This window comes from Shewanella pealeana ATCC 700345 (assembly GCF_000018285.1).
Classification (GTDB): domain Bacteria; phylum Pseudomonadota; class Gammaproteobacteria; order Enterobacterales; family Shewanellaceae; genus Shewanella; species Shewanella pealeana.
This window is the reverse complement of the sequence record NC_009901.1, coordinates 3,382,916-3,403,668: the sequence shown is the minus strand read 5'-3', so window position 1 is coordinate 3,403,668 and position 20,753 is coordinate 3,382,916. Positions and strand designations below refer to the sequence as shown.

Sequence of the window (20,753 nt, the reverse complement as noted above, 5' to 3'; positions counted from 1 at the left end):
GTGTATTAGAACAAGATTAATTGTCTGTTGCTGTGATACGGATAGTGAGAATGCATTTTCTTGCTTTATCTGCTAGATAAATCCGTAAAACAAGCTTCACTCTAATAAGCTAATCTAGCTGAGAAAAATTAACTAATATAAAATTCAAGTACGGACATATAGACTTCCAGAAGTCTTGATGTATTATTAGGAGCATAAATATGAAACAGTGGTTTAAGCCTTTATTACCTCTAGCGGTAGCAGCAAGCATGTTGACGGGTTGTGCAACATCGAATGCTGTGGTGGAGATCCATGGTGAGGTTTGGTACAAGGAGCGTATGGCACTGCCTGAAGATGCGGTAATAACCGTACAGGTTCAGGATGTATCTTTAATGGATGCCCCTGCCGAGGTGATAGCAGAGTTTGAGCGCAATGATGTCAGTACCCCTATACCATTTCAGTTTTTAATTAATAGAGATCAATTTGAAGATGGCCACACCTATAATGTAGGTGCGCGTATCACATTGAATGATAAGTTGATGTTTATTAATACCCAAGCTTATCGAATCGATTTGGACTCGAGTGAGCCAATGTCAGTATTAGTACAGAAGGTGGCACGCTAAATAGATTAACTGTGAGTTAGTTTAGCCGGCGCGCCTCTTTCTGATAGGTTACTTAATTAGGAAAAAGAGGCGCGCTATGCCGGTTAAAATCCCCGATGATCTGCCCGCGGCAGAGATCTTGGAGTCTGAGAATATCTTCGTAATGTCGGAGACTCGGGCTGCGAATCAAGATATTCGTCCAATGAAGGTATTAATTCTTAATTTAATGCCCAATAAGATTGAGACCGAAACCCAGCTGCTACGTCTTCTTGGTAATACCCCGCTGCAAGTCGATGTGGATCTGCTCAGAATTCACGATAAAGCCTCTAAGCATACTTCTATCGATCACATGAATAACTTCTATCGCGATTTTGAGCAGATCAGGCAGAAGAACTACGATGGCTTGATTATTACCGGAGCGCCTCTGGGCAAGATTGAGTTTGACGAAGTTTCTTATTGGGATCATATTCGTGAGATCATCGATTGGTCACAGCAACATGTCACCTCGGTACTTTTTTTATGCTGGGCGGCTCATGCTGCTCTGTATCACCTTTTTGGTTTAAACCGTTCGCTGTTAGAAATAAAGCGCGCCGGGGTATTTTCCCACAAGCGCACAAGTGTGCATTACCCTTTGTTACGTGGTTTTGACGATGAGTTTTTCGCTCCTCATTCCCGCTTTGCCGAAATGGATATTGAAAAGTTACGCGCCCACCCAGAGCTAGAGGTGTTAACCGAGTCTGACGAGGCGGGCGCCTACATGGTACTGAGCAAAAATAACCGTAATCTGTTTGTGATGGGACATCCTGAATATCAAAAATCGACATTGAAAGATGAGTATAATCGCGATATAGCTCAGGGTTTGACGCCTGAGTTACCGAAAAACTACTTTAAAAATGACGATCCAGATCAGGAGCCGATCTCGCGTTGGCATAGTCATGGAAGCCTATTGGTCAGCAACTGGCTTAACTATTACGTCTATCAGCTTACGCCCTATAATTTAGATGATATGACAGGAATTACCCCTTGGGAGTCGAAGGACTAGTCGTCCTCACTTCACTCTAATAAGCCGATACCGCTACAGCGTATCGGCTTTTTTGTTTTTACCTTGTCTCCAGCAGCATCTGTACCGCACAACTAATCAAGCTTAGCCGTTATCTTTGTGTAAATTCTATGTGACAACTCGACCCTATACTTTGGTAGATATTTGAGCAATAACCGCTTGCTTTACGTTCGCGTAAACGTCAGAGTGTTAAATATTGAGCAAGATCACATTTATGTTAGCTAGGTGATAGCCTGAGAACAGTCAATAAACTAAGTCGCTCAACCCTACAACTAGCGCGGCTTTAGACGACTTCTAATAAAGGTTAACTAGCGTATTACCGGAGTAATTATGAGTTCAGTTCAGTTAGAACAAGATATTGTTATTGTTGCCGCAAAGCGCACGCCAATGGGCGGGTTTCAGGGCGCTCTTTCAAGTGTTGCCTCACCAAAGCTTGCTGCAACGGCGATTAAAGGCTTGATGCAACAAAGCGGTCTAGCAGGTGAGCTTGTCGATGAAGTCTTGATGGGTTGTGTATTGCCAGCAGGCCTAGGCCAAGCTCCGGCACGCCAAGCGGCATTAGGCGCTGAGTTACCTCTTTCTGTTGGTGCGACTACCGTTAACAAGGTGTGTGGTTCAGGCATGAAAACCGTGATGCTAGCGCATGACTTAATTAAAGCGGGCAGCGCCAATGTGGTGGTAGCTGGTGGTATGGAAAGTATGAGCCAAGCGCCTTATCTACTAGATAAAGCTCGTGGCGGCATGCGTATGGGGCATGGCAAAGTGATGGACCATATGTTCCTCGATGGTCTTGAAGATGCTTACACGGGTGGCGCCATGGGCACGTTCGCGCAAAACACCGCCGATGACTTTAAGTTGACTCGAGAGCAGATGGACAGCTTTGCGCTGAACTCTTTAGAAAAAGCCAACGCCGCTATCGACTCGGGTGCCTTTAGCGATGAAATCGCTCCAGTAACAGTGGCGAATCGCCGCGGCGATATAGTGGTCGATACCGATGAGCAGCCGGGTAATGCCCGTCCAGACAAAATCCCAACACTTCGCCCAGCCTTTGCTAAAGACGGCACCATCACCGCCGCTAACTCAAGCTCCATCTCAGATGGCGCCGCGGCGCTGATGCTAATGACACGCGGCCAAGCTGCCGAGCTAGGCCTCGAAGTAATGGCAACAATTAAAGGTCACACTACCCACGCACAAGAGCCTTCAATGTTCACCACCGCGCCAGTCGGTGCGATGAACAAACTGCTCGACAAAGTTAACTGGACTAAAGAAGAGGTCGACCTTTTTGAAATCAACGAAGCCTTTGCCATGGTAACTATGCTGGCGATTTCAGAGCTTGGACTCGATGCTAGCAAGGTCAATGTTAATGGCGGTGCTTGTGCGTTAGGCCACCCAATAGGCTGCTCTGGTGCGCGCCTATTAGTGACCTTGATTTATGCTCTAAAAGCACGCGGCCTTAAGCGCGGTGTAGCGTCTCTGTGTATCGGTGGCGGCGAAGCGACAGCGATGGCTATTGAGCTTTAAAGCTTGTAATTACATTGAAATAGCAGCTTAAAACTAATCAACAAGACTCGATTTAACTTAGGACCAAGATATTGAAAGCGACGTTTTTGCTATCAATATGAATATAAAAATTGGCCAAGTTGGATCATCATTTTGCAATTGTCACTCAAAGGTGGCGTTGCCAAAGTAGGAAGCGATATGACGACTCAAGTTAAGCATTACATTGACGGTGAATGGGTATTGGGCCAAGGCGATAAGCAGATAGCGGTAACTAACCCAGCGAACAACGAAACGATAGCAGTGGTTAATGCAGCGAACGATGCCGAAGTATTAGCAGCTATTGCCAGTGCGAAAACCGCTTTTCAAAGTTGGAAAGAGGTGCCTGTTTCAGAGCGTGCTCGTGTCATGCTCAAATATCAGCACCTTTTAAAAGAGCATCACGATGAAATCGCGACGATTCTAGCCCAAGAAACCGGTAAGACATTCGATGATGCCAAAGGTGATGTCTGGCGTGGTATCGAAGTGGCTGAGCACGCTTGTAATATTGCCTCTATGATGATGGGCGAAACCGTTGAAAACGTGGCGCGCTCAATCGACACTTACAGCTACACTCAACCACTGGGTGTGTGTGCGGGTATTACCCCGTTTAACTTCCCGGCGATGATCCCACTGTGGATGTTCCCCTTGGCGATTGCTTGCGGCAACACTTTTATCTTAAAGCCATCAGAGCAAGATCCTATGACGCCGCAGCGCTTAATTGAGTTATTTGAAGAGGCGGGCGCGCCAAAAGGCGTGGTACAGCTAGTGCATGGTGATAAAACCGCAGTGGATATCTTACTGACGCATCCAGATATTAAGGCTATCTCATTTGTAGGCTCGGTCAATGTGGGTCAGTACATTTATAAAACCGGTACCGATAACTTAAAGCGTGTGCAAGCCTTTGCAGGCGCTAAAAACCACTGCGTGATCATGCCTGACGCCAATAAACAGCAAGTGATCAATAACTTGGTTGGCGCCTCTGTTGGCGCCGCGGGTCAACGCTGCATGGCGCTTTCTGTGGCGGTATTTGTCGGCGCAGCGAAAGAGTGGATCCCAGAGCTTAAAGAGGCGATTGCTAAAGTTAAGCCTGGGCTTTGGGATGATAAAGATGCCGCCTATGGCCCCGTGATTAGCCCTGCGGCTAAGCAACGCGTGGTTAGCCTCATTGCTCAAGGTATCGAAGAGGGAGCAGATTGCCTGCTAGACGGCACAGATTTTACTGTCGAAGGTTATGAGTCGGGCAACTGGGTTGGTCCAACCATGTTCGACAAGGTTACAACCGATATGAGCATTTACAAGGAAGAGATTTTTGGTCCTGTGCTTTGTTGTATGAATGCCGAATCTCTTGAAGAGGCGATTGCCATTGTGAACGACAGCCCATACGGCAATGGTACCTCTATCTTTACTGCAAGCGGCGCCGCGGCGCGTAAATACCAGCACGAGATTGAAGTAGGTCAGGTGGGCATTAACGTACCGATTCCAGTGCCATTACCTTTCTTCTCATTCACCGGTTGGAAAGGCAGCTTCTATGGCGATCAGCATGCATACGGAAAGCAAGCAGTGCGATTCTATACCGAAACCAAGACTATCACAGCGCGTTGGTTTGAGTCTGATATCGCGGTGGCATCGGCGCCAAATATGACGATTGAGCTTAAGTAATACAACTTGTTGCCACCCTTTTGCGGTGGCAATGTTCGTTTGGGGCTAACACATATTTATTGAGTTAGCCCTAAACAAACAACTGCGAACACAAGAACATAAGAAATAACGAATAGAGGTCTGCAGCGGTAGCTAATAGAAAGGAGCGCCGTTAGTAAAGACCCAAAGCTTTTTGCTTGATGGTACTGGACTAGAACCTAGTATCTAGCACCTAGCACCTAGAGCATAGGCAATTGACAGAACAACAGGAGTAGCCTGATGGATTTTAACCTGAATGAAGACCAACGCCAATTTAGCGATCTCGCGCAGCAGTTTGCAGCAGAGGAGTTAGCGCCATTTGCGGCTAAATGGGATGAAGAGCATCACTTCCCTAAAGATGTGATTCAAAAAGCTGGAGAGCTAGGTTTTTGCTCTCTGTACTCGCCAGAGTCCGAAGGTGGAATGGGTCTGTCTCGTTTAGATTCATCGATTATTTTTGAGCAGTTATCCATGGGCTGCACAGCAACTACTGCAATGCTAACCATTCATAACATGGCCACTTGGATGGTCACTAGCTTTGGCTCAGAAACACTGCGCCAAGAGTGGTCTGAATCGTTGACTACAGGTGAGAAGCTTGCGTCATATTGCTTAACTGAGCCTGGGGCGGGGAGTGATGCGGCGTCGCTGCAAACCAAGGCTATTCGCGAAGGCGATGAGTATGTGATTTCAGGTTCGAAAGTGTTTATCTCTGGCGCTGGGGCAACCGAACTATTAGTGGTGATGTGCCGCACTGGTGAGGCGGGTCCTAAAGGGATTTCAGCGATTGTGGTTCCAGCCGATGCCGCCGGTGTTATCTACGGTAAAGCCGAAGATAAGATGGGCTGGAATGCTCAACCTACCCGCGAAATCACCTTCGAAAATGTACGTGTACCCGTGTCATATTTACTAGGTGAAGAGGGACAAGGCTTTACTTTTGCCATGAAGGGGCTAGATGGCGGCCGTATCAACATCGCCACTTGCTCAATCGGTACCGCGCAAGCCGCGCTTGAGCGAGCGACCAAATATATGAACGAGCGAAAGCAGTTCGGTAAACCTTTGGCGGCATTTCAGGCGCTGCAATTTAAGCTTGCCGATATGGCGACCGAACTTGTTGCTGCGCGTCAGTTAGTGCGTTTAGCAGCCTTTAAATTAGATCAGCAAGATCCTGAAGCCACTGCTTATTGCGCCATGGCCAAACGCTTTGCTACCGATATCGGTTTTCAGGTGTGTGACGCTGCGCTGCAAATTCATGGCGGCTATGGCTACATTCGAGAGTATCCGTTAGAGCGTTATGTACGCGATGTTAGAGTGCATCAAATTTTAGAGGGAACCAACGAAATCATGCGATTGATTATCTCTCGCCGTTTATTGGATGAGAACGCAGGCGCGATTCTCTAGAGCCTTGGTATTCGGTTTAATTGATTTCAGTTTAGTAAAAGGAGTTTTCATGACGTTAACAACAGAAAAGAGCTTATTGAAAGAGCAAATTGTTGGTCACACAGCGGTGATCAGCATCAACAATCCCCCCGCTAACACTTGGACTGCCGATAGCCTGCAAGAGCTTAAGCATAAGGTATTAAGCCTCAATGAAAACAAAGAGGTTTATGCCTTGGTGATTACTGGCGAAGGGAATAAGTTCTTCTCAGCTGGCGCCGATCTAAAACTGTTTGCCGATGGCGATAAGCAAAATGCGGCGGATATGGCGCGTTACTTTGGTGAAGCCTTCGAAGCCTTAAGCAGCTTCCGCGGTGTCTCGATCGCAGCAATTAATGGTTATGCCATGGGCGGCGGTCTAGAAGTGGCACTCGCTTGTGATTTGCGTATTTGTGAAGAGCAGGCGCAACTGGCGCTGCCAGAGGCTACCGTTGGTCTGCTGCCTTGTGCGGGCGGCACCCAGAACTTAACTGCGCTGGTGGGCGAAGGTTGGGCTAAGCGTATGATCTTATGTGGTGAGCGAATTAACGCCGAGAAAGCCGAGAAGATAGGCCTAGTTGAAGAAGTGGTTGTACAAGGTAATGCCTTTAATACGGCAATGGCGCTGGCCGAAAAAGTAGCGAATCAAAGCCCAAGCAGTGTTAAAGCTTGTAAAACATTGGTACAAGCTGGTCGCAGTATGCCAAGGGCACAGGCGCTACCACTAGAGCGTGAACTGTTTGCTAATCTGTTTGACACCGAAGATCAGGCCGAAGGGGTTAATGCCTTCTTAAATAAGCGCAAAGCGAATTGGAAGAATGGTTAATGAGCGAGTTGAATATGCAAGCAAACAGCGACCAAGTGCTGTTTAGTACGCTAACCACCGACTCTGGTAAGCAAGTTGGCGTTGCGACACTGAATATTGAAAAAGCGCTCAATGCCCTAAACCTAAACATGGTGCAGGCGTTGACCGCTCAGCTGACTGCATGGCGCAGTGATGACAATATTGTTGCAGTGGTACTCGACGGAGCCGGTGAAAAAGCCTTTTGCGCCGGTGGCGATGTACGCGCCATTTATCAAGCTTCGGTAAAAACGCCAGGTGAAGTCACTGATGCGGCAACCCAGTTCTTTAAACAAGAGTATGAGCTCGATTATCTACTGCACACCTTTGGTAAACCTGTCGCCGTTTGGGGAGATGGCATAGTCATGGGCGGCGGCCTAGGCCTGATGATAGGCGCAAGTCACCGTATCGTCACCGAGCGCTCGCGTATCGCCATGCCTGAGGTCACTATCGGTTTATACCCCGATGTTGGCGGCAGTTATTTCTTAAATCGGATGCCGGGAAAATCCGGGCTATTTTTAGGAATGACGGCTTATAACATGAGCGGCGCAGATGCCCATTATGTTGGCATAGGTAATCATTATCTGAACTTTGATGACAGAGCGGCATTCTTTGATGCCTTAACTGGCGTGAGTTGGAGTGCTAGCCAAAATGAGAATCATCAAGCCCTGCATAGCTTGCTCGATAAGATGCAAGAAAAATGCAGCACGCCACTCGGCGCGAGCCAGCTTGAGCAAAACCGTGAGCTTATCGATGAGCTAATGACGGGCTCATTAGATGAGATCGTTGTTCGTGTTAGGGCTCGTATCAGTACACGTGTCACAGATCAGGATGAGCAAACGGCAATCGCGCACCCTTGGTTAGTCAAAGCGATTAAGACCATGTTAGCGGGCAGTCCAATCAGCCTGAAACTTGTGCATTTGCAATCACAACTGAGTAAGGATTTGAGCCTAGCCGATTGTTTTAAGCTTGAACTTGGACTAAGTGTTAATTGCTGTGCCAAGGCAGATTTTGCCGAAGGTGTGAGGGCGCTGCTTATCGATAAAGATCGCAATCCGCAGTGGCGCTTTGCCGATGTGGCGGCGATCCCCCAGGGCTACGCAGAAGGTTTACTGCGATCCCCATGGGACGATGCCAGTCATCCGCTAAAAGGTTTGCACTAACATTAAAAGATAAACGCTAGCGGTAAACTTAAAGATTGCCGCTAAATGGATTAAGTACCTAGCACTCACAAAGGTGAGTTGGAGCGAATAATGAGTACTGTTGCATTTATTGGTTTAGGAAACATGGGTGGCCCGATGGCGGCCAATCTGATTAAAGCGGGCTTTACGGTTAAAGTGTTCGATCTGGTGCCTGAAGCGATGCAGGCATTAGCTGAGCAAGGGGCACTTACAGCAACAAGCGCTTGCGGCGCCGCAGCGGGCGCGGACATAGTGGTGACCATGCTGCCTGCTGGCAAACATGTGCGTAGTCTTTATGTATCAAGTGATGCAAACGATGATACAAAAAAAGGGCTTATCGATGTGGTGGCTGCGGGGACCCTCTTAATCGATTGTTCAACCATAGATGCAGACAGTGCGCGCTTTGTTGCCGAGCATGCGGCTAACAAGGGCTTGGAGTTTATCGATGCGCCAGTATCTGGCGGCACGGCAGGTGCGGCGGCTGGTACATTGACCTTTATTTGTGGTGGCAGCGATAAGGCTTTTGAACTGGCACAGGGTGTATTAAATGCCATGGGGGGGAATATCTTCCACGCTGGCGGTCCTGGTGCTGGGCAAGTGGCTAAAATATGTAATAATATGCTGCTTTCGGTACTGATGGTTGCCACATCAGAATCATTGCAGATGGGAGTCGATCATGGGCTCGACCCAAAAGTGCTTTCCGATATTATGAAAGTCAGCAGTGGTGGTAATTGGACGTTAGAGAAATATAATCCTTGTCCAGATGTGATGGATTCGGTGCCCTCTTCAAATGGATATCAAGGCGGCTTTATGGTCGACTTGATGGTGAAGGACTTAGGGCTTTCGCAAGAGGCGGCCTTGTTATCGAATTCGAGTACGCCAATGGGCGCGTTAGCACGTAGCCTCTATGTGAATCATGCGAAACAAGGTAACGGTAAGCGAGATTTTTCGAGTATTTTTGAGCTGTTTGCTCAGTCAGAACAGATAAAACACAAAGGGTGAACCAATGGATTTAAAAGATAAGGTTGTTGTTATTACTGGTGGTGCAGGTGGACTAGGTTACGCCATGGCGGAGAATTTAGCGGCTGCAGGTGCCAAGCTAGCACTTATCGACGTTGACCAAGAAAAGTTGGAAAAAGCCTGTGCGAACTTAGGGGCATCCACTGAAGTTCAAGGTTATGCAGTAGATATCACCGACGAAGAAGATGTGTTCGCCACTTTTCAGTTCATTAAAGAGGATTTTGGTCAGGTCAATGTACTGATCAATAATGCCGGTATTTTGCGTGACGGCCTGTTGCTTAAAGCCAAAGAAGGCCAAGTATTTGAGCGTATGTCATTTGATCAATTCCAGTCGGTGATTAATGTCAACCTAACTGGTTCATTCTTGTGCGGTCGTGAAGCGGCAGCTGCGATGATTGAGACTGGACAAGAAGGCGTGATTATTAATATCTCTAGCCTTGCAAAAGCGGGTAACGTGGGTCAGACAAACTACGCAGCATCAAAAGCTGGTGTAGCAGCGATGAGCGTGGGTTGGGCCAAAGAGCTTGCGCGTTACAACATTCGTAGCGCTGCAGTAGCACCTGGCGTGATTGAAACCGAGATGACGGCAGCTATGAAGCCTGAAGCACTTGAGCGCTTGGAGAAAATGGTGCCTGTTGGACGTTTAGGTCAAGCAGAAGAGATCGCCTCTACAGTACGCTTTATCATTGAAAATGACTACGTTAACGGCCGCGTATTTGAAATTGATGGTGGTATTCGCTTATAAGTTTGCGATTCGCGTAGAAAATGGTGTCAATTGTGTGGGCGATTAGGTCAAGCAGAAGAGATCGCCTCTACAGTACGCTTTATCATTGAAAATGACTATATAAACGGCTGGGTAAACGGCCGTGTATTTGAAATTGACGGTGGCATTCGCTTATAAGTTTGCTTTAAAGTAAAAGATAAAAACGGGCCTAGGCCCGTTTTTTTATGTCAGCACTTTTAATGCATTCATGTTTAGGCTTTAATTTTTAAAAACAAGAAAATACCCGATTTGAACATTAGCTAGGCTATGGGTCATAATAATGAGATAACAGAAGGAGTATGGCTGCAAAATGGATAAGCTAGAAAGAGCGACAAAATGGATGATGTTAGTTGTGGGTTGCGTCGGTCTGCTGGTGATCTATTTTGGATTTTTTTATCTACTTCTTACTGGCAAAAGTACGGCGGCTATTCCTTGGTATATCTTGCTGTCGCCTTGGGTATGTATCTTCTTTGGCTTAAGTCAGCGCAAGCAGTTGGGTGTTATTCGATGGTTTGTTAACAAGTGGACTCGAAAGTAACGGCCTGCAATCTTAACAATCTGTATTCGTTTGAGTTTACTGGTATTTACTTGTGTTGGTATTCAATTTTAACCGAGTAAATAAGACCGTTTCAAGGACACTAATTTTAGGTATGAAATGAGAGCACTTAAAACAGCATTATTGGCCTTAGCGGGTCTGTTTACGCTAGCAGGTTGTGATAGTGATCCTAAGCGGAACGAAGTCGTTGAGGCTAAACCCGCTATTGAAGGGGTTAATATTGCCCAATATGGCAGCTGGGCCTCGCCTGTCACTCCTGAGGACGTGTACGATCTTGCCGACGATATTAGCGATGTCCGCGCCACATCTCAGGGTATTTATTTCGTTCAATCTAACGCTAACAATGGTGGTAAGAAAGCTGTCTATCGTTTAGAAATTGAAGGTTCAGTGACTAAACAGATATCATCAAACTTCGATATTCGTAGTCGTGTCCATGAGTATGGTGGCTCTCCGTTTGTTGCAATCGGCAATAGCCTGTTTGCTACTAAATTTTCCGACCAAATCTTATATCGCATTGCGCCCAATCAAGCGCCATTTCCACTTACGCCAAATGGCACTCGCCACGGAGGGTGCATCTCTAACCCTAAGGGCTCACGACTCATCTGCATCCGTGAAGATCACCGTGTTAAAGGTGAGCCAGTTAATAGTCTAGTTGGTATTAACTTAAGTTATGCCGATGAGGGCGAAACCTTAATTTCTGGCGCCGATTTTTACTCAGCGCCTACGCTTTCTCCCGATCAGACTCAGCTAGCTTGGGTGTCGTGGCAGCATCCGAATATGCCTTGGGATGAAACTCAGCTGTGGATTGCCGATCTTGACTCTAAAGGAGCGATTCAAAATCCAAGGCAGATAAAGACCGAACAACAAGGCTCTATCACTCAACCCTTATTTAGTCCGACAGGCCAGCTTTACTTTGTTGCAGATTTTAATAATTGGTGGAATATCTACCGGTTAAATGAGGCACTTGAGCCTGAAATCGTGTTAGAGAAACAAGCTGAATTTGCCGTGGCCGATTGGCAGGTGGGTAAGTATAGCTACGCCTTTGAAAACGAACATAGCCTAGTGGCGAGCTACAATCATGGCGGCGAAGCCGAGTTGATCCGCATCGATACTATTAGCGGTGCCGTTGAGGCTATCGCGGCTAACTTTGCCGAAATCACCTATGTCATCCAGAACGGCAGTGAGGTGTTATTTGTTGGCGAAAAAGAGACACCAGAGAAGGGGATCTACAAGATCCAAGGGCGTTCGGCGCAGCTCGTGTATGCTCCTGAGCTGCCGGTGATGGACCCCAACCTTATCTCAAGAGCTCAGAGTTTGAGTTTTAAAACCGGTGGAGGCCAGAGCGCCCACGGTTATCTCTACCTACCTAAAAATCCCAATTTTGTAGGGCCCAAAAACCAAGAGCCCCCGCTAGTGATGATGTTGCATCCAGGACCAACAGCTAAGGCGAGCCGCGCCTTTAGGCGTGATATCCAGTATTGGACTAGCCGAGGCTTTGCCGTTTTTGATGTCAACTATCGTGGCAGTACAGGCTTTGGACGAGACTATCGTAACAGCCTCTATGGTAATTGGGGCAAGTCAGATGTGGAAGATGCCGTTCGAGCCGCAGGCTTCTTGGTTAACCGTGGTGATGTCGATGGACGCAAACTTGCCATACGCGGTAATCGTGCTGGTGGCTTTACCGCATTGTCGGCCATAGCTTATTACAGCACTTTTGGCGCGGGTGTAAGCTACTCAGGGATCAGCGATATGGAGGAGTTTAAACGCAGCGCACATAAGTTTGAATCCCGTTACTTGCTGCGCTTATTGGGTGATTTAGATAATTATAAGCAGCGCTCTGCCATGTATAACCTTAAAGGGGTCAATGAACCCTTATTGCTCATTCAAGGCGTAAATGATTCACTTATTCCTGCCAAGCAGTCATTGATTATGTATGAATCAGTGAAGCGCAAAGGCATTCCAGTGGTATACCTAGAGTTTAATGACGACGCGGCAAATAGGGTATCGCCTGAGAGTAAGAAACAGGCGTTAGAAGCCGAGCTCTCTTTCTACGGCCAGATCTTTGGCTTTACCCCTGCGGGTAGTATTCCTGCTTTGGCGATTGAAAATATCGATAACCTACGCCGCAGGTAGCTTTTTCACTTCGCAGAACAGGGTTGTTTTAAGCCTGTGAGTATGGCGCAGTTAGGCTGTTCACCACCTTGGCAGTCGTGAATGAGCTGGGCTAATTGATCTCTTAATATACTGAGTTGGCTTATTCGGTTTTCAATATCTTGCAGGTGGTGAGTCGCAACGGCTTTCACATCTGCAGCATTTCGGCTGTGGTTATTTTGTAGCTCGAGCAGCGCCTTACAATCTTCCAAGGCAAAGCCTAAAGCGCGGCAGTGTTGGATAAACTGCAGCGCCTCAATCGAGCCTTGGCTGTACTCGCGGTAACCGTTATCGCCTCGTTGGCCAAGCACCAGTCCAATATCATGGTAGTAACGAATACTCTTGACCGATAACCCAGTTAATTTTGCAACTTCCCCAATTCTCATCCGTTCTCTCCTAAAATTAAATCTATTAGATATTTGACTCTCCCCCTGTAGGAGACATTACGCTTCATTCTATAAAGAAACAAATTAGGAAGTGTTCTGATGGCTAACATAAGTTTATATGTACCTAAGATGAGCTGCGCAAGTTGCGTAGCCAAGATTGAAACAGCCTTTGCAAATGCCAGCCGTAATGGCCAAGGTGATATTGCCGCAAGGGTGAATCTGGCCGATAAACTGGTACAGGTGTCGGGAGCGATTTCAGCCGAAGATGCAATACAGATAATCGCAAGTGTAGGCTATGACAGTGAAGCTATCATCGATGCACGCACAGCCGCAGAGCAAAAAGGCATCGATGAGCGTAAAGAGTATCGGCTTAGGTTAATACAGGCATCAATTGGCTTGGGTCTGGGTGTGCCTTTAATGCTCTGGGGCCTGCTCGGTGGCGAAATGATGGTGAGCAATGCCCAGCAGCAACAGGCTTGGGGCGTAGTGGGTGTAATCACTTTTTTGGTGATGCTATTTACCGGCCGGCACTTCTATCAGGGCATGTGGCGCGCCATTAAGGCTAAAAGCGCCAACATGGACACCCTTATCGCGTTAGGTACCAGTGCGGCGTGGATCTATTCAATGATGGTGGTGATTGCCCCCGAGTGGTTCCCAGCCGATACGCGACATGTGTATTTTGAGGCCAGTGTGATGATTTTAGGTTTAATTAACCTTGGTCACGCATTAGAGCTGCGCGCTCGAGGCAAGACCAGTGAAGCGGTGCAGCGTCTTCTTGGTTTACAGGTAACCACTGCGATACGCCTAACTGACGATGGTGATGAAGAGGTGGAGATTAATCTGCTGCAAGTGGGCGATAGATTGCGACTCAGACCCGGAGATAGGGTGGCACTCGATGGCGAGATCTTAATAGGGCAGACACTGATTAATGAGTCGATGTTGACCGGCGAGCCCATTCCTGTCCATAAAGCAGTAGGCGATAATATTAGCGCTGGTACGGTTAATGGTAATGGGGCGCTTATCTATCGCGTCACTGCATCGGCGAAGGATACTAAGCTGTCGAAGATCATCGAATTAGTTCAGCAGGCCCAAACCTCAAAAATGCCCATAGGCCGCTTAACCGATAAGATTTCGGCCTACTTTGTGCCTGTTGTTATCATTATTGCACTGCTCAGCTCGCTAATTTGGTACCTGTTCGGGCCAGCACCTGCGCTGTCTCACGCCCTAGTCGTATTGACCAGCGTATTGATTATTGCCTGCCCTTGTGCGCTCGGTTTAGCAACGCCTATGTCGATAATGGTCTCGGTAGGCCGCGCTGCGCAGATGGGCGTTTTAGTTCGAAATGGTGAAGCGCTGCAAACCGCCAGCAAGATCACCACAGTAGTGTTAGATAAAACTGGCACTGTGACCCAAGGGTCGCCTGAGGTGACAGAGATTTTGCTGTTAGATAAAAATATATGTGAATTAAGCTTACTCGAAGATGTAGCAAGTCTAGAGCAACATTCTGAGCACCCACTCGCCAGCGCCATAATGACTAAGGCTAAACAACAATCCATTACGCTCAAGGAGCCTGATAGTTTTGCCAATGTGCAAGGCAAGGGGATTACAGGGTTTATTGCTGGGCGTCACTACGCTGTTGGTAATATGGGCCTGATGCAACAAGCAGGCTTAGGCGGCAAACTTGATGCTGATATCGATGGAAATGTAGATGGCATATCTGGCTATCAACAGCAGGTGGCAGAGTTTGCGAGCAAGGGCCAAACGCCTGTGTTTGTGGCAGTGGATAAAGTGCTGGTGGCCATAATATCAATTGCCGACCCGATAAAAGCCGATGCTGCAGAGGCAGTGCAGGCGATGAAAAACCAGGGATTAAAGGTGGTGCTATTGACAGGAGATAACCCGTTAACGGCCCAAGCAGTTGCAGACAAAGTGGGTATTGATAGCGTATTTGCTCAGGTGTTACCCGAGCAAAAACAGCAAAAGGTGCTCGAATTACAGCAAGCAGGGGAAGTGGTGGCCATGGTGGGCGATGGCATCAATGATGCGCCCGCTCTAATGAGTGCTGATGTTGGTATTGCCATGGGCAGTGGTACCGAAGTTGCCATTGAGAGTGCCGACTTTACGCTGCTATCGGCAAGACTCATAGTGATTAACGATACCTTAGCACTCGCGCGGGCAAGCATGACCAATATCAAACAGAACTTGTTTGGTGCCTTTATTTATAACAGCTTGGGGATCCCCATTGCGGCAGGGGTATTATTCCCCTTTACTGGCATCTTGCTCAGCCCTGTAATTGCGGGAGCTGCAATGGCGCTGTCTTCACTAACGGTGGTGAGTAACGCTAACCGTCTACGCTCACAGAGACTAAAATGATACGACCAACAAAGCGATACTAAGCTTAATCAGCCACTGCGTTGTTTGCTGGTGTGGCTTAGGTTTGCTCGATATGTAAACTAAATAGCCAGATACATTTATATCCACAGCAACAGCGCATTGGTAGTTGATAAATTAGCCTAAAATGCTATAATATCGCGCTAAATTTTACAGGCTAGATGCTCAATGGCGTCAGTCTTCGGCCAGTAGGTCTTTATCGGGCACAATCTCGGTATCGTTCTACTGGTTTTTGTTTTATCTATGATGACGTTAATCATATAACCAAGAGCGGAATTGATACCTTGATCACTACAGCTAATATCACCATGCAGTTTGGCGCCAAGCCACTGTTTGAAAACATCTCAATTAAGTTTGGCGGCGGAAACAGATACGGTCTGATCGGCGCGAACGGTTGTGGTAAATCAACCTTCATGAAGATCCTTGCTGGTGATTTAGAGCCAACTGGCGGTAACGTATCATTAGACGTGAACGAGCGTTTGGGTAAGTTGAGTCAGAACCAGTTTGGTTACGAAGAGTTCAACGTTGTTGACACTGTAATCATGGGCCACGCTGAACTTTGGAAAGTGAAGCAAGAACGTGACCGTATTTATTCTTTGCCAGAAATGTCTGAAGAAGATGGTATTAAAGTAGCTGATTTAGAAATGGAATTTGCTGAGATGGACGGTTATACCGCTGAATCTCGCGCAGGTGAGTTACTAATGGGCGTGGGTATTGGTGTTGAGCAACATTTCGGTCTAATGAGCGAAATCGCACCAGGCTTTAAGTTACGTGTATTGTTGGCTCAGGCGCTATTTAGCGATCCAGATGTACTGCTTCTTGACGAACCAACCAACAACTTGGACATCGACACTATTCGTTGGTTGCAAGAGATGCTTAACCAGCGTAACAGCACCATGATTATCATTTCGCACGATAGATATTTCTTGAACTCTGTTTGTACGCATATGGCTGACTTGGATTACGGCGATATCCGTGTATTCCCAGGTAACTATGACGAGTACATGATGGCTGCACAGCAGTCACGTGAGCGTTTGATGTCTGATAACGCTAAGAAGAAGGCACAAATTGCCGAGCTTCAAGGATTCGTTGCACGTTTCTCTGCTAACGCTTCTAAAGCTAAGCAAGCAACATCACGTGCCAAGCTAATCGATAAAATTAAGCTTGATGAAATTAAAGCGTCTAGCCGTGTTAATCCATTCATTCGTTTCGAGCAAGAGAAGAAACTATTCCGTAATGCTTTGATTGTTGAAGACTTAAGCAAAGGCTTTGATAAGCCATTATTTAAAGATCTAAACATCATTGCTGAAGTGGGCGAGCGTATCGCGATCTTGGGTGACAACGGTGTGGGTAAAACTACATTGTTACGTACCTTAGTACACGATATCCCACAAGACTCGGGTACGATTCAGTGGTCTGAAAACTCTGCTATTGGTTACTACGCACAGGATCACGAGTCAGATTTCGCTAACGACATGACTTTGTTTGAGTGGATGAGCCAGTGGCGCAAACCTGAAGATGACGATCAATCAGTACGTGGTTACTTAGGCCGTATGCTGTTTGGTTCTGACGATATCAAGAAGTCAGTTAAAGTACTATCTGGTGGTGAAAAGGGCCGCATGTTGTTTGGTAAGCTTATTATGCAAAAGCCAAACATCCTGCTATTGGACGAGCCAACCAACCACATGGATATGGAATCAATCGAGTCATTGAACAACGCATTAGAGATGTACGAAGGTACACTAGTGTTCGTCAGTCATGACCGTGCATTCGTATCATCATTGGCGAACCGTATTATTGAAATCACACCAAATGGTGTGAATGATTTCAAGGGAACTTATGATGAGTTCCTAACGAGCAAAGGTATCGAAGGTTAATTTTTATTGACCTTGTTTTTAGCTTTATGAAAGAGAAGCCCGAGAAATCGGGCTTTTTTGTGTCTGGAACACTTATGTCACTCTTGGTTTTAGGAGCGTCCATGGATGGCAGCTTTCTGATAAGAGTCGACGTTGTGCCAGAAAGTTTGCTACACCACAGTGTGGTTTGGTTATTCACCGATAGATCTCCATCAAACTTCATTTGATAAAAGTCGTGGCGTTTTTTCCCTTTCTTTTTTAAGAGTCAACCAATGTGGACTTGACCAACGCACCTCCATAATGCGCGGTGACGTTGTTGTCTCTCACTTATTTTCGAAAACAAATATCACCGTAGCGTCGCCATTTTCGGAGTGGTCATTTAGCTTGAATACTCATAATTGGGTAAATGAAGACCCAGTTCACAAAACGTTCTGATGGTGCTGAATTGACAATTCCGGGACCATAAATGACCTGTATTGATTCTTTACCCTTTATTACTCTTTTACTGCGAAAGCAAAATAAAATTAAATGGAGTTATGATGATGAGAAGACATGTAACAGAGCATGGTCGCCGAACACTAATCGCCAGTACGCTGATAGCGCTTATGGTTGGTTGTGGTAGCGATAACAATGATAATAACGATAATAATGAAGGTGTTAATCTTCCTCCCGTGGCAGGCAGTTTATCTGTTGTTGCCGTCATCGGTGAGGAAACCGCTATTGATGTGCTGGCCGAGTCCAGCGATCCGGAGGGCGGTGAGCTAACATTGTCAGAGGCTAAAGTGGTAAATGGCGTCGGCGAAGTGCGTATGCAAGATAACCAACTTTGGTTTGAATCAGATACTTATGGCTTAGCCCAAATTGAGTATGTCATTCTTGACGATCAAAGCAATGAGGGGCGAGCGAAGGTTGATGTGGAAGTGAAGGCCAGTTTGCGCGATTACGTTGGTACTGATACTTGCCTTAGTTGCCATACAAATAAAGCGAGCTTCCAGCAGACCGGTCATAACTTTAAGTTTACTAAAGTCGAAAAAGATCAGATGCCGGAGTTTCCTTTCACCACCATGGAGGGGATATTTGACCATCTAGAGGGGGTTGAGAATAGTTTAGGGGCACCAATGAGCTGGGCTGATGTTAGCTATGTGCTCGGTGGATACCAGCGACAAGGGATATTGCTGGATAAAAATGGTTATATGGTTAATGGTACTAAAGCTATGGTAGACGTGGTGCCGACAGGGGGCGTGATCACCGCAGATAGAATGGTACCGTTTGCGCCTGGTGCTGGTGCAGATGCTATGCCTTATAAATGTGGTACTTGTCATAACACTGGCTGGCGAGATTACACTTCTGAGCCAGGCGATCACCGTAATCGTAATCGTCAGGATGATTTAATCGGCATGGAAGGAACCTTTGCTCTGCAAGGCGTGCAATGTGAGGCGTGCCACGGTGCTGGTAGCGATCACGTTAAGAAACCAAGTAAAGATAATATCACTCGTAAAGCAGAGGGTCGTCTAACCGCGGACTTGACGGCACTGAATATGGCCTATGGAGAGCCTGTAGCTTGTGGTGAATGTCATACTAAAGAGGGGGAGCGGTATTACCCAAGCTATCAGACACCTTATAATGCTGACTTTGGCGGAGACACAGTTGGCGGTCGCTATAAGGAATACTTTGAAGAAGGTCGGACAGCAGGAGACGCCTTAATGGCTATCGATCCTGACACAGGTATACCTAATGGGTCGAAGCGCCATCTTCACTGTGCAGATTGCCACAATCCACATCAATCTACTAACTTCCAAGATAAACCAGGACACGAACAGGCATTGATCACTGAGTGTCAAGATTGTCATGGGGTCAAGGAGTTTGCAGATGGAGCGACTAAAGTTCATGCCGCAGTTGCAGATTGTACAGATTGTCATATGCCAATCAACTCACATCTCTTTAAAATTGATCTGTCGGAACCTTCTGACAGCCCTTATCATTTCTCGAAGGATGGTAAGTTCCGTCAGCCTTGGTTGAGACCGTCACAGTCGTGTAAAGCGTGTCATGCTGATGACTATGATGATAGAGCCTCACGAGTAGAGCTAATGCACCGTTAAACTGTTCACTTTAGGGCACCGGACAAGGCCGGTGTCCTTGTACGTGAAAGTGGAATCCGTTACCATTTTAAATGGAGATAAATATAATGGTTTCTTTAGAGAATATTTCGATTACAGAGCATAATGATTCAGACTCTTCTGAGTCGAAAATTGATGTGGTGAAGCTGGAGCAGATTTACACTCATCAGAATCAATATTTCGATAACCCATTTCAACCTCAATTCGCCAACTATTTTAGTTTTATCTATATCGAGAAGGGGCAAGGGGAGCACTTAGTAGATGGGGTACTACACCCTTATCAGAGTGGCGATGTGATCTTTATCAATCAGGGACAGCATCATGCATTCGATGCCGCAGATTCCCCCCAAGGAAAGATGGTCATTATTACCCCAACTTTTTTTTCAGAGTGTTCGGCCAATATTCGTTACTCTTACTTTATTCCGTTTCACTTAAGCCTGTCATGCGCTTCGGTACTGCGGCTTGACCCTTGTTTGAGTCAGAATTGCCATAGCATGATTAATCTTATATCAGATGCTATCGCTCAGCAGAGATCTGACTCTATTGAAGTCAAATTATTATTTTCTGCTTTGGTGCTTAAGTTGGCTCAGTTGCGTAGCTCTAGCTCACAAAGAAATAATGCTGATGGTGAGCATAGACGACGTTTTAGCGAGTTTCTCGGCTTGGTGGAGCAGAAATTTCACCTTGAGCGTGAGGCTAAGAGTTATGCCGACCAAATGCATCTAAGCTACAAGGCTTTAAACCAATTATGTAAATGCTGTAGTGGGCGTACGGCTAAGCAGATTATAGACTTCCGTTTGAATTTAGAGATTTTACGAAAACTAAGAATGCAGGGGGATTGTGTGCAATCTATCGCTTTTGAGTTAGGTTTTGATGACATTACAAATTTTGTACGATATTTCAAGCGTCTTAATGGACAAACACCATCGTGTTATCGGTCGGCTTACAACGCCGTTATGTAACCTTGTTTGAGTCGAGTGCGCCTTAAGCCTATTTAACTTATACAAGGTGAGTTAACGGTATGAGTTAAGCTTGCGTGATCAGATGTGATTGCCGTGAGGAGGACTAAATAGTTAATGCTAATAGTATTGTTCTCTTCAATCACATTCTGCCACCGTGGATCCTCAACCTGCTTATCGAGCCTAAACATTTATGTTTTAGATATATTAAGGGCTTTTCTCTTTTTTCTACCATTACATTGAGTCAGGCTTTACGGGGCTC

At 46.5% G+C, this 20,753-nt stretch carries 17 protein-coding genes; 16 read left to right on the top strand and 1 reads right to left on the bottom strand.

Annotated features, from left to right (window positions below):
- The first annotated feature begins 200 nt into the window (after positions 1–200).
- The 12 genes from SPEA_RS14735 (at position 201) to SPEA_RS14680 (ending at position 12,764) form a co-directional block, all read left to right on the top strand.
- Entirely contained in the window at positions 201–602 is a 402-nt protein-coding gene (locus SPEA_RS14735; protein WP_012156011.1) for a YbaY family lipoprotein, read from the top strand.
- Positions 603–678: 76 nt separating this feature from the next.
- Positions 679–1,623: a homoserine O-acetyltransferase MetA gene (gene metA / locus SPEA_RS14730; protein ID WP_012156010.1), complete on the top strand. Its 945-nt coding sequence runs from the start codon at positions 679–681 to the stop codon at positions 1,621–1,623.
- Positions 1,624–1,971: 348 nt separating this feature from the next.
- A complete protein-coding gene (locus tag SPEA_RS14725; RefSeq protein WP_012156009.1) occupies positions 1,972–3,162 on the top strand; it encodes a thiolase family protein in 1,191 nt (396 codons plus the stop codon).
- A 177-nt stretch (positions 3,163–3,339) separates the two neighbouring features.
- Complete coding sequence (locus SPEA_RS14720) at positions 3,340–4,839, top strand: CoA-acylating methylmalonate-semialdehyde dehydrogenase (protein WP_012156008.1); 1,500 nt, start codon at positions 3,340–3,342, stop codon at positions 4,837–4,839.
- A 258-nt stretch (positions 4,840–5,097) separates the two neighbouring features.
- Positions 5,098–6,255, top strand: a complete 1,158-nt coding sequence (locus SPEA_RS14715) for an acyl-CoA dehydrogenase family protein (protein WP_012156007.1) — start codon at positions 5,098–5,100, stop codon at positions 6,253–6,255.
- 49 nt (positions 6,256–6,304) lie between these two features.
- Positions 6,305–7,096, top strand: a complete 792-nt coding sequence (locus SPEA_RS14710) for an enoyl-CoA hydratase (RefSeq protein ID WP_012156006.1) — start codon at positions 6,305–6,307, stop codon at positions 7,094–7,096.
- Positions 7,096–8,274 carry an enoyl-CoA hydratase/isomerase family protein gene (locus tag SPEA_RS14705; protein ID WP_012156005.1) on the top strand — a complete coding sequence of 393 codons (1,179 nt, stop codon included), beginning with the start codon at positions 7,096–7,098 and terminating at the stop codon, positions 8,272–8,274. Before SPEA_RS14710 ends, SPEA_RS14705 begins: the two co-directional genes overlap by 1 nt.
- 90 nt (positions 8,275–8,364) lie before the next feature.
- Entirely contained in the window at positions 8,365–9,294 is a 930-nt protein-coding gene (gene mmsB, locus SPEA_RS14700; RefSeq protein ID WP_012156004.1) for a 3-hydroxyisobutyrate dehydrogenase, read from the top strand.
- A 4-nt stretch (positions 9,295–9,298) separates the two neighbouring features.
- Complete coding sequence (locus tag SPEA_RS14695) at positions 9,299–10,057, top strand: SDR family oxidoreductase (RefSeq protein WP_012156003.1); 759 nt, start codon at positions 9,299–9,301, stop codon at positions 10,055–10,057.
- 30 nt (positions 10,058–10,087) lie between these two features.
- Positions 10,088–10,213 carry a short-chain dehydrogenase gene (locus tag SPEA_RS14690; RefSeq protein ID WP_012156002.1) on the top strand — a complete coding sequence of 42 codons (126 nt, stop codon included), beginning with the start codon at positions 10,088–10,090 and terminating at the stop codon, positions 10,211–10,213.
- A 172-nt stretch (positions 10,214–10,385) separates the two neighbouring features.
- Positions 10,386–10,613 carry a hypothetical protein gene (locus SPEA_RS14685; RefSeq protein WP_012156001.1) on the top strand — a complete coding sequence of 76 codons (228 nt, stop codon included), beginning with the start codon at positions 10,386–10,388 and terminating at the stop codon, positions 10,611–10,613.
- A gap of 117 nt (positions 10,614–10,730) precedes the next feature.
- Positions 10,731–12,764 carry a S9 family peptidase gene (locus SPEA_RS14680; protein WP_012156000.1) on the top strand — a complete coding sequence of 678 codons (2,034 nt, stop codon included), beginning with the start codon at positions 10,731–10,733 and terminating at the stop codon, positions 12,762–12,764.
- Between the two features lie 5 nt (positions 12,765–12,769).
- Here the strand turns inward: SPEA_RS14680 and cueR are convergent, their stop codons facing one another.
- A complete protein-coding gene (gene cueR, locus SPEA_RS14675; protein WP_012155999.1) occupies positions 12,770–13,168 on the bottom strand; it encodes a Cu(I)-responsive transcriptional regulator in 399 nt (132 codons plus the stop codon).
- A gap of 99 nt (positions 13,169–13,267) precedes the next feature.
- Here cueR and SPEA_RS14670 point away from each other — a divergent pair, with 99 nt between their 5' ends.
- The 4 genes from SPEA_RS14670 to SPEA_RS14655 all read left to right on the top strand — a co-directional run bounded on the left by SPEA_RS14670 (position 13,268) and on the right by SPEA_RS14655 (position 20,494).
- Positions 13,268–15,541 (top strand): heavy metal translocating P-type ATPase, encoded by a 2,274-nt coding sequence (locus SPEA_RS14670; RefSeq protein ID WP_012155998.1) that lies wholly within the window; start codon positions 13,268–13,270, stop codon positions 15,539–15,541.
- 302 nt (positions 15,542–15,843) lie between these two features.
- Entirely contained in the window at positions 15,844–17,436 is a 1,593-nt protein-coding gene (locus SPEA_RS14665) for an ABC-F family ATPase (RefSeq protein ID WP_041411545.1), read from the top strand.
- Between the two features lie 515 nt (positions 17,437–17,951).
- Positions 17,952–19,514, top strand: a complete 1,563-nt coding sequence (locus SPEA_RS14660) for an Ig-like domain-containing protein (RefSeq protein WP_223296510.1) — start codon at positions 17,952–17,954, stop codon at positions 19,512–19,514.
- Between the two features lie 86 nt (positions 19,515–19,600).
- Positions 19,601–20,494 carry an AraC family transcriptional regulator gene (locus SPEA_RS14655; protein WP_012155995.1) on the top strand — a complete coding sequence of 298 codons (894 nt, stop codon included), beginning with the start codon at positions 19,601–19,603 and terminating at the stop codon, positions 20,492–20,494.
- Positions 20,495–20,753 lie beyond the last annotated feature (259 nt).

Excerpts from the sequence above, each read along its gene's own strand:
- SPEA_RS14685 (WP_012156001.1), top strand. The coding sequence starts at position 10,386 with ATGGATAAGCTAGAAAGAGCGACAAAATGGATGATGTTAGTTGTGGGT.
- SPEA_RS14735 (WP_012156011.1), top strand. The coding sequence starts at position 201 with ATGAAACAGTGGTTTAAGCCTTTATTACCTCTAGCGGTAGCAGCAAGC.
- SPEA_RS14660 (WP_223296510.1), top strand. The coding sequence starts at position 17,952 with ATGATGATGAGAAGACATGTAACAGAGCATGGTCGCCGAACACTAATC.
- SPEA_RS14670 (WP_012155998.1), top strand. The coding sequence starts at position 13,268 with ATGGCTAACATAAGTTTATATGTACCTAAGATGAGCTGCGCAAGTTGC.
- mmsB (WP_012156004.1), top strand. The coding sequence starts at position 8,365 with ATGAGTACTGTTGCATTTATTGGTTTAGGAAACATGGGTGGCCCGATG.
- cueR (WP_012155999.1), bottom strand. The coding sequence starts at position 13,168 with ATGAGAATTGGGGAAGTTGCAAAATTAACTGGGTTATCGGTCAAGAGT.
- SPEA_RS14720 (WP_012156008.1), top strand. The coding sequence starts at position 3,340 with ATGACGACTCAAGTTAAGCATTACATTGACGGTGAATGGGTATTGGGC.
- SPEA_RS14680 (WP_012156000.1), top strand. The coding sequence starts at position 10,731 with ATGAGAGCACTTAAAACAGCATTATTGGCCTTAGCGGGTCTGTTTACG.
- SPEA_RS14715 (WP_012156007.1), top strand. The coding sequence starts at position 5,098 with ATGGATTTTAACCTGAATGAAGACCAACGCCAATTTAGCGATCTCGCG.
- SPEA_RS14655 (WP_012155995.1), top strand. The coding sequence starts at position 19,601 with ATGGTTTCTTTAGAGAATATTTCGATTACAGAGCATAATGATTCAGAC.
- SPEA_RS14710 (WP_012156006.1), top strand. The coding sequence starts at position 6,305 with ATGACGTTAACAACAGAAAAGAGCTTATTGAAAGAGCAAATTGTTGGT.
- SPEA_RS14695 (WP_012156003.1), top strand. The coding sequence starts at position 9,299 with ATGGATTTAAAAGATAAGGTTGTTGTTATTACTGGTGGTGCAGGTGGA.
- SPEA_RS14705 (WP_012156005.1), top strand. The coding sequence starts at position 7,096 with ATGAGCGAGTTGAATATGCAAGCAAACAGCGACCAAGTGCTGTTTAGT.
- metA (WP_012156010.1), top strand. The coding sequence starts at position 679 with ATGCCGGTTAAAATCCCCGATGATCTGCCCGCGGCAGAGATCTTGGAG.
- SPEA_RS14725 (WP_012156009.1), top strand. The coding sequence starts at position 1,972 with ATGAGTTCAGTTCAGTTAGAACAAGATATTGTTATTGTTGCCGCAAAG.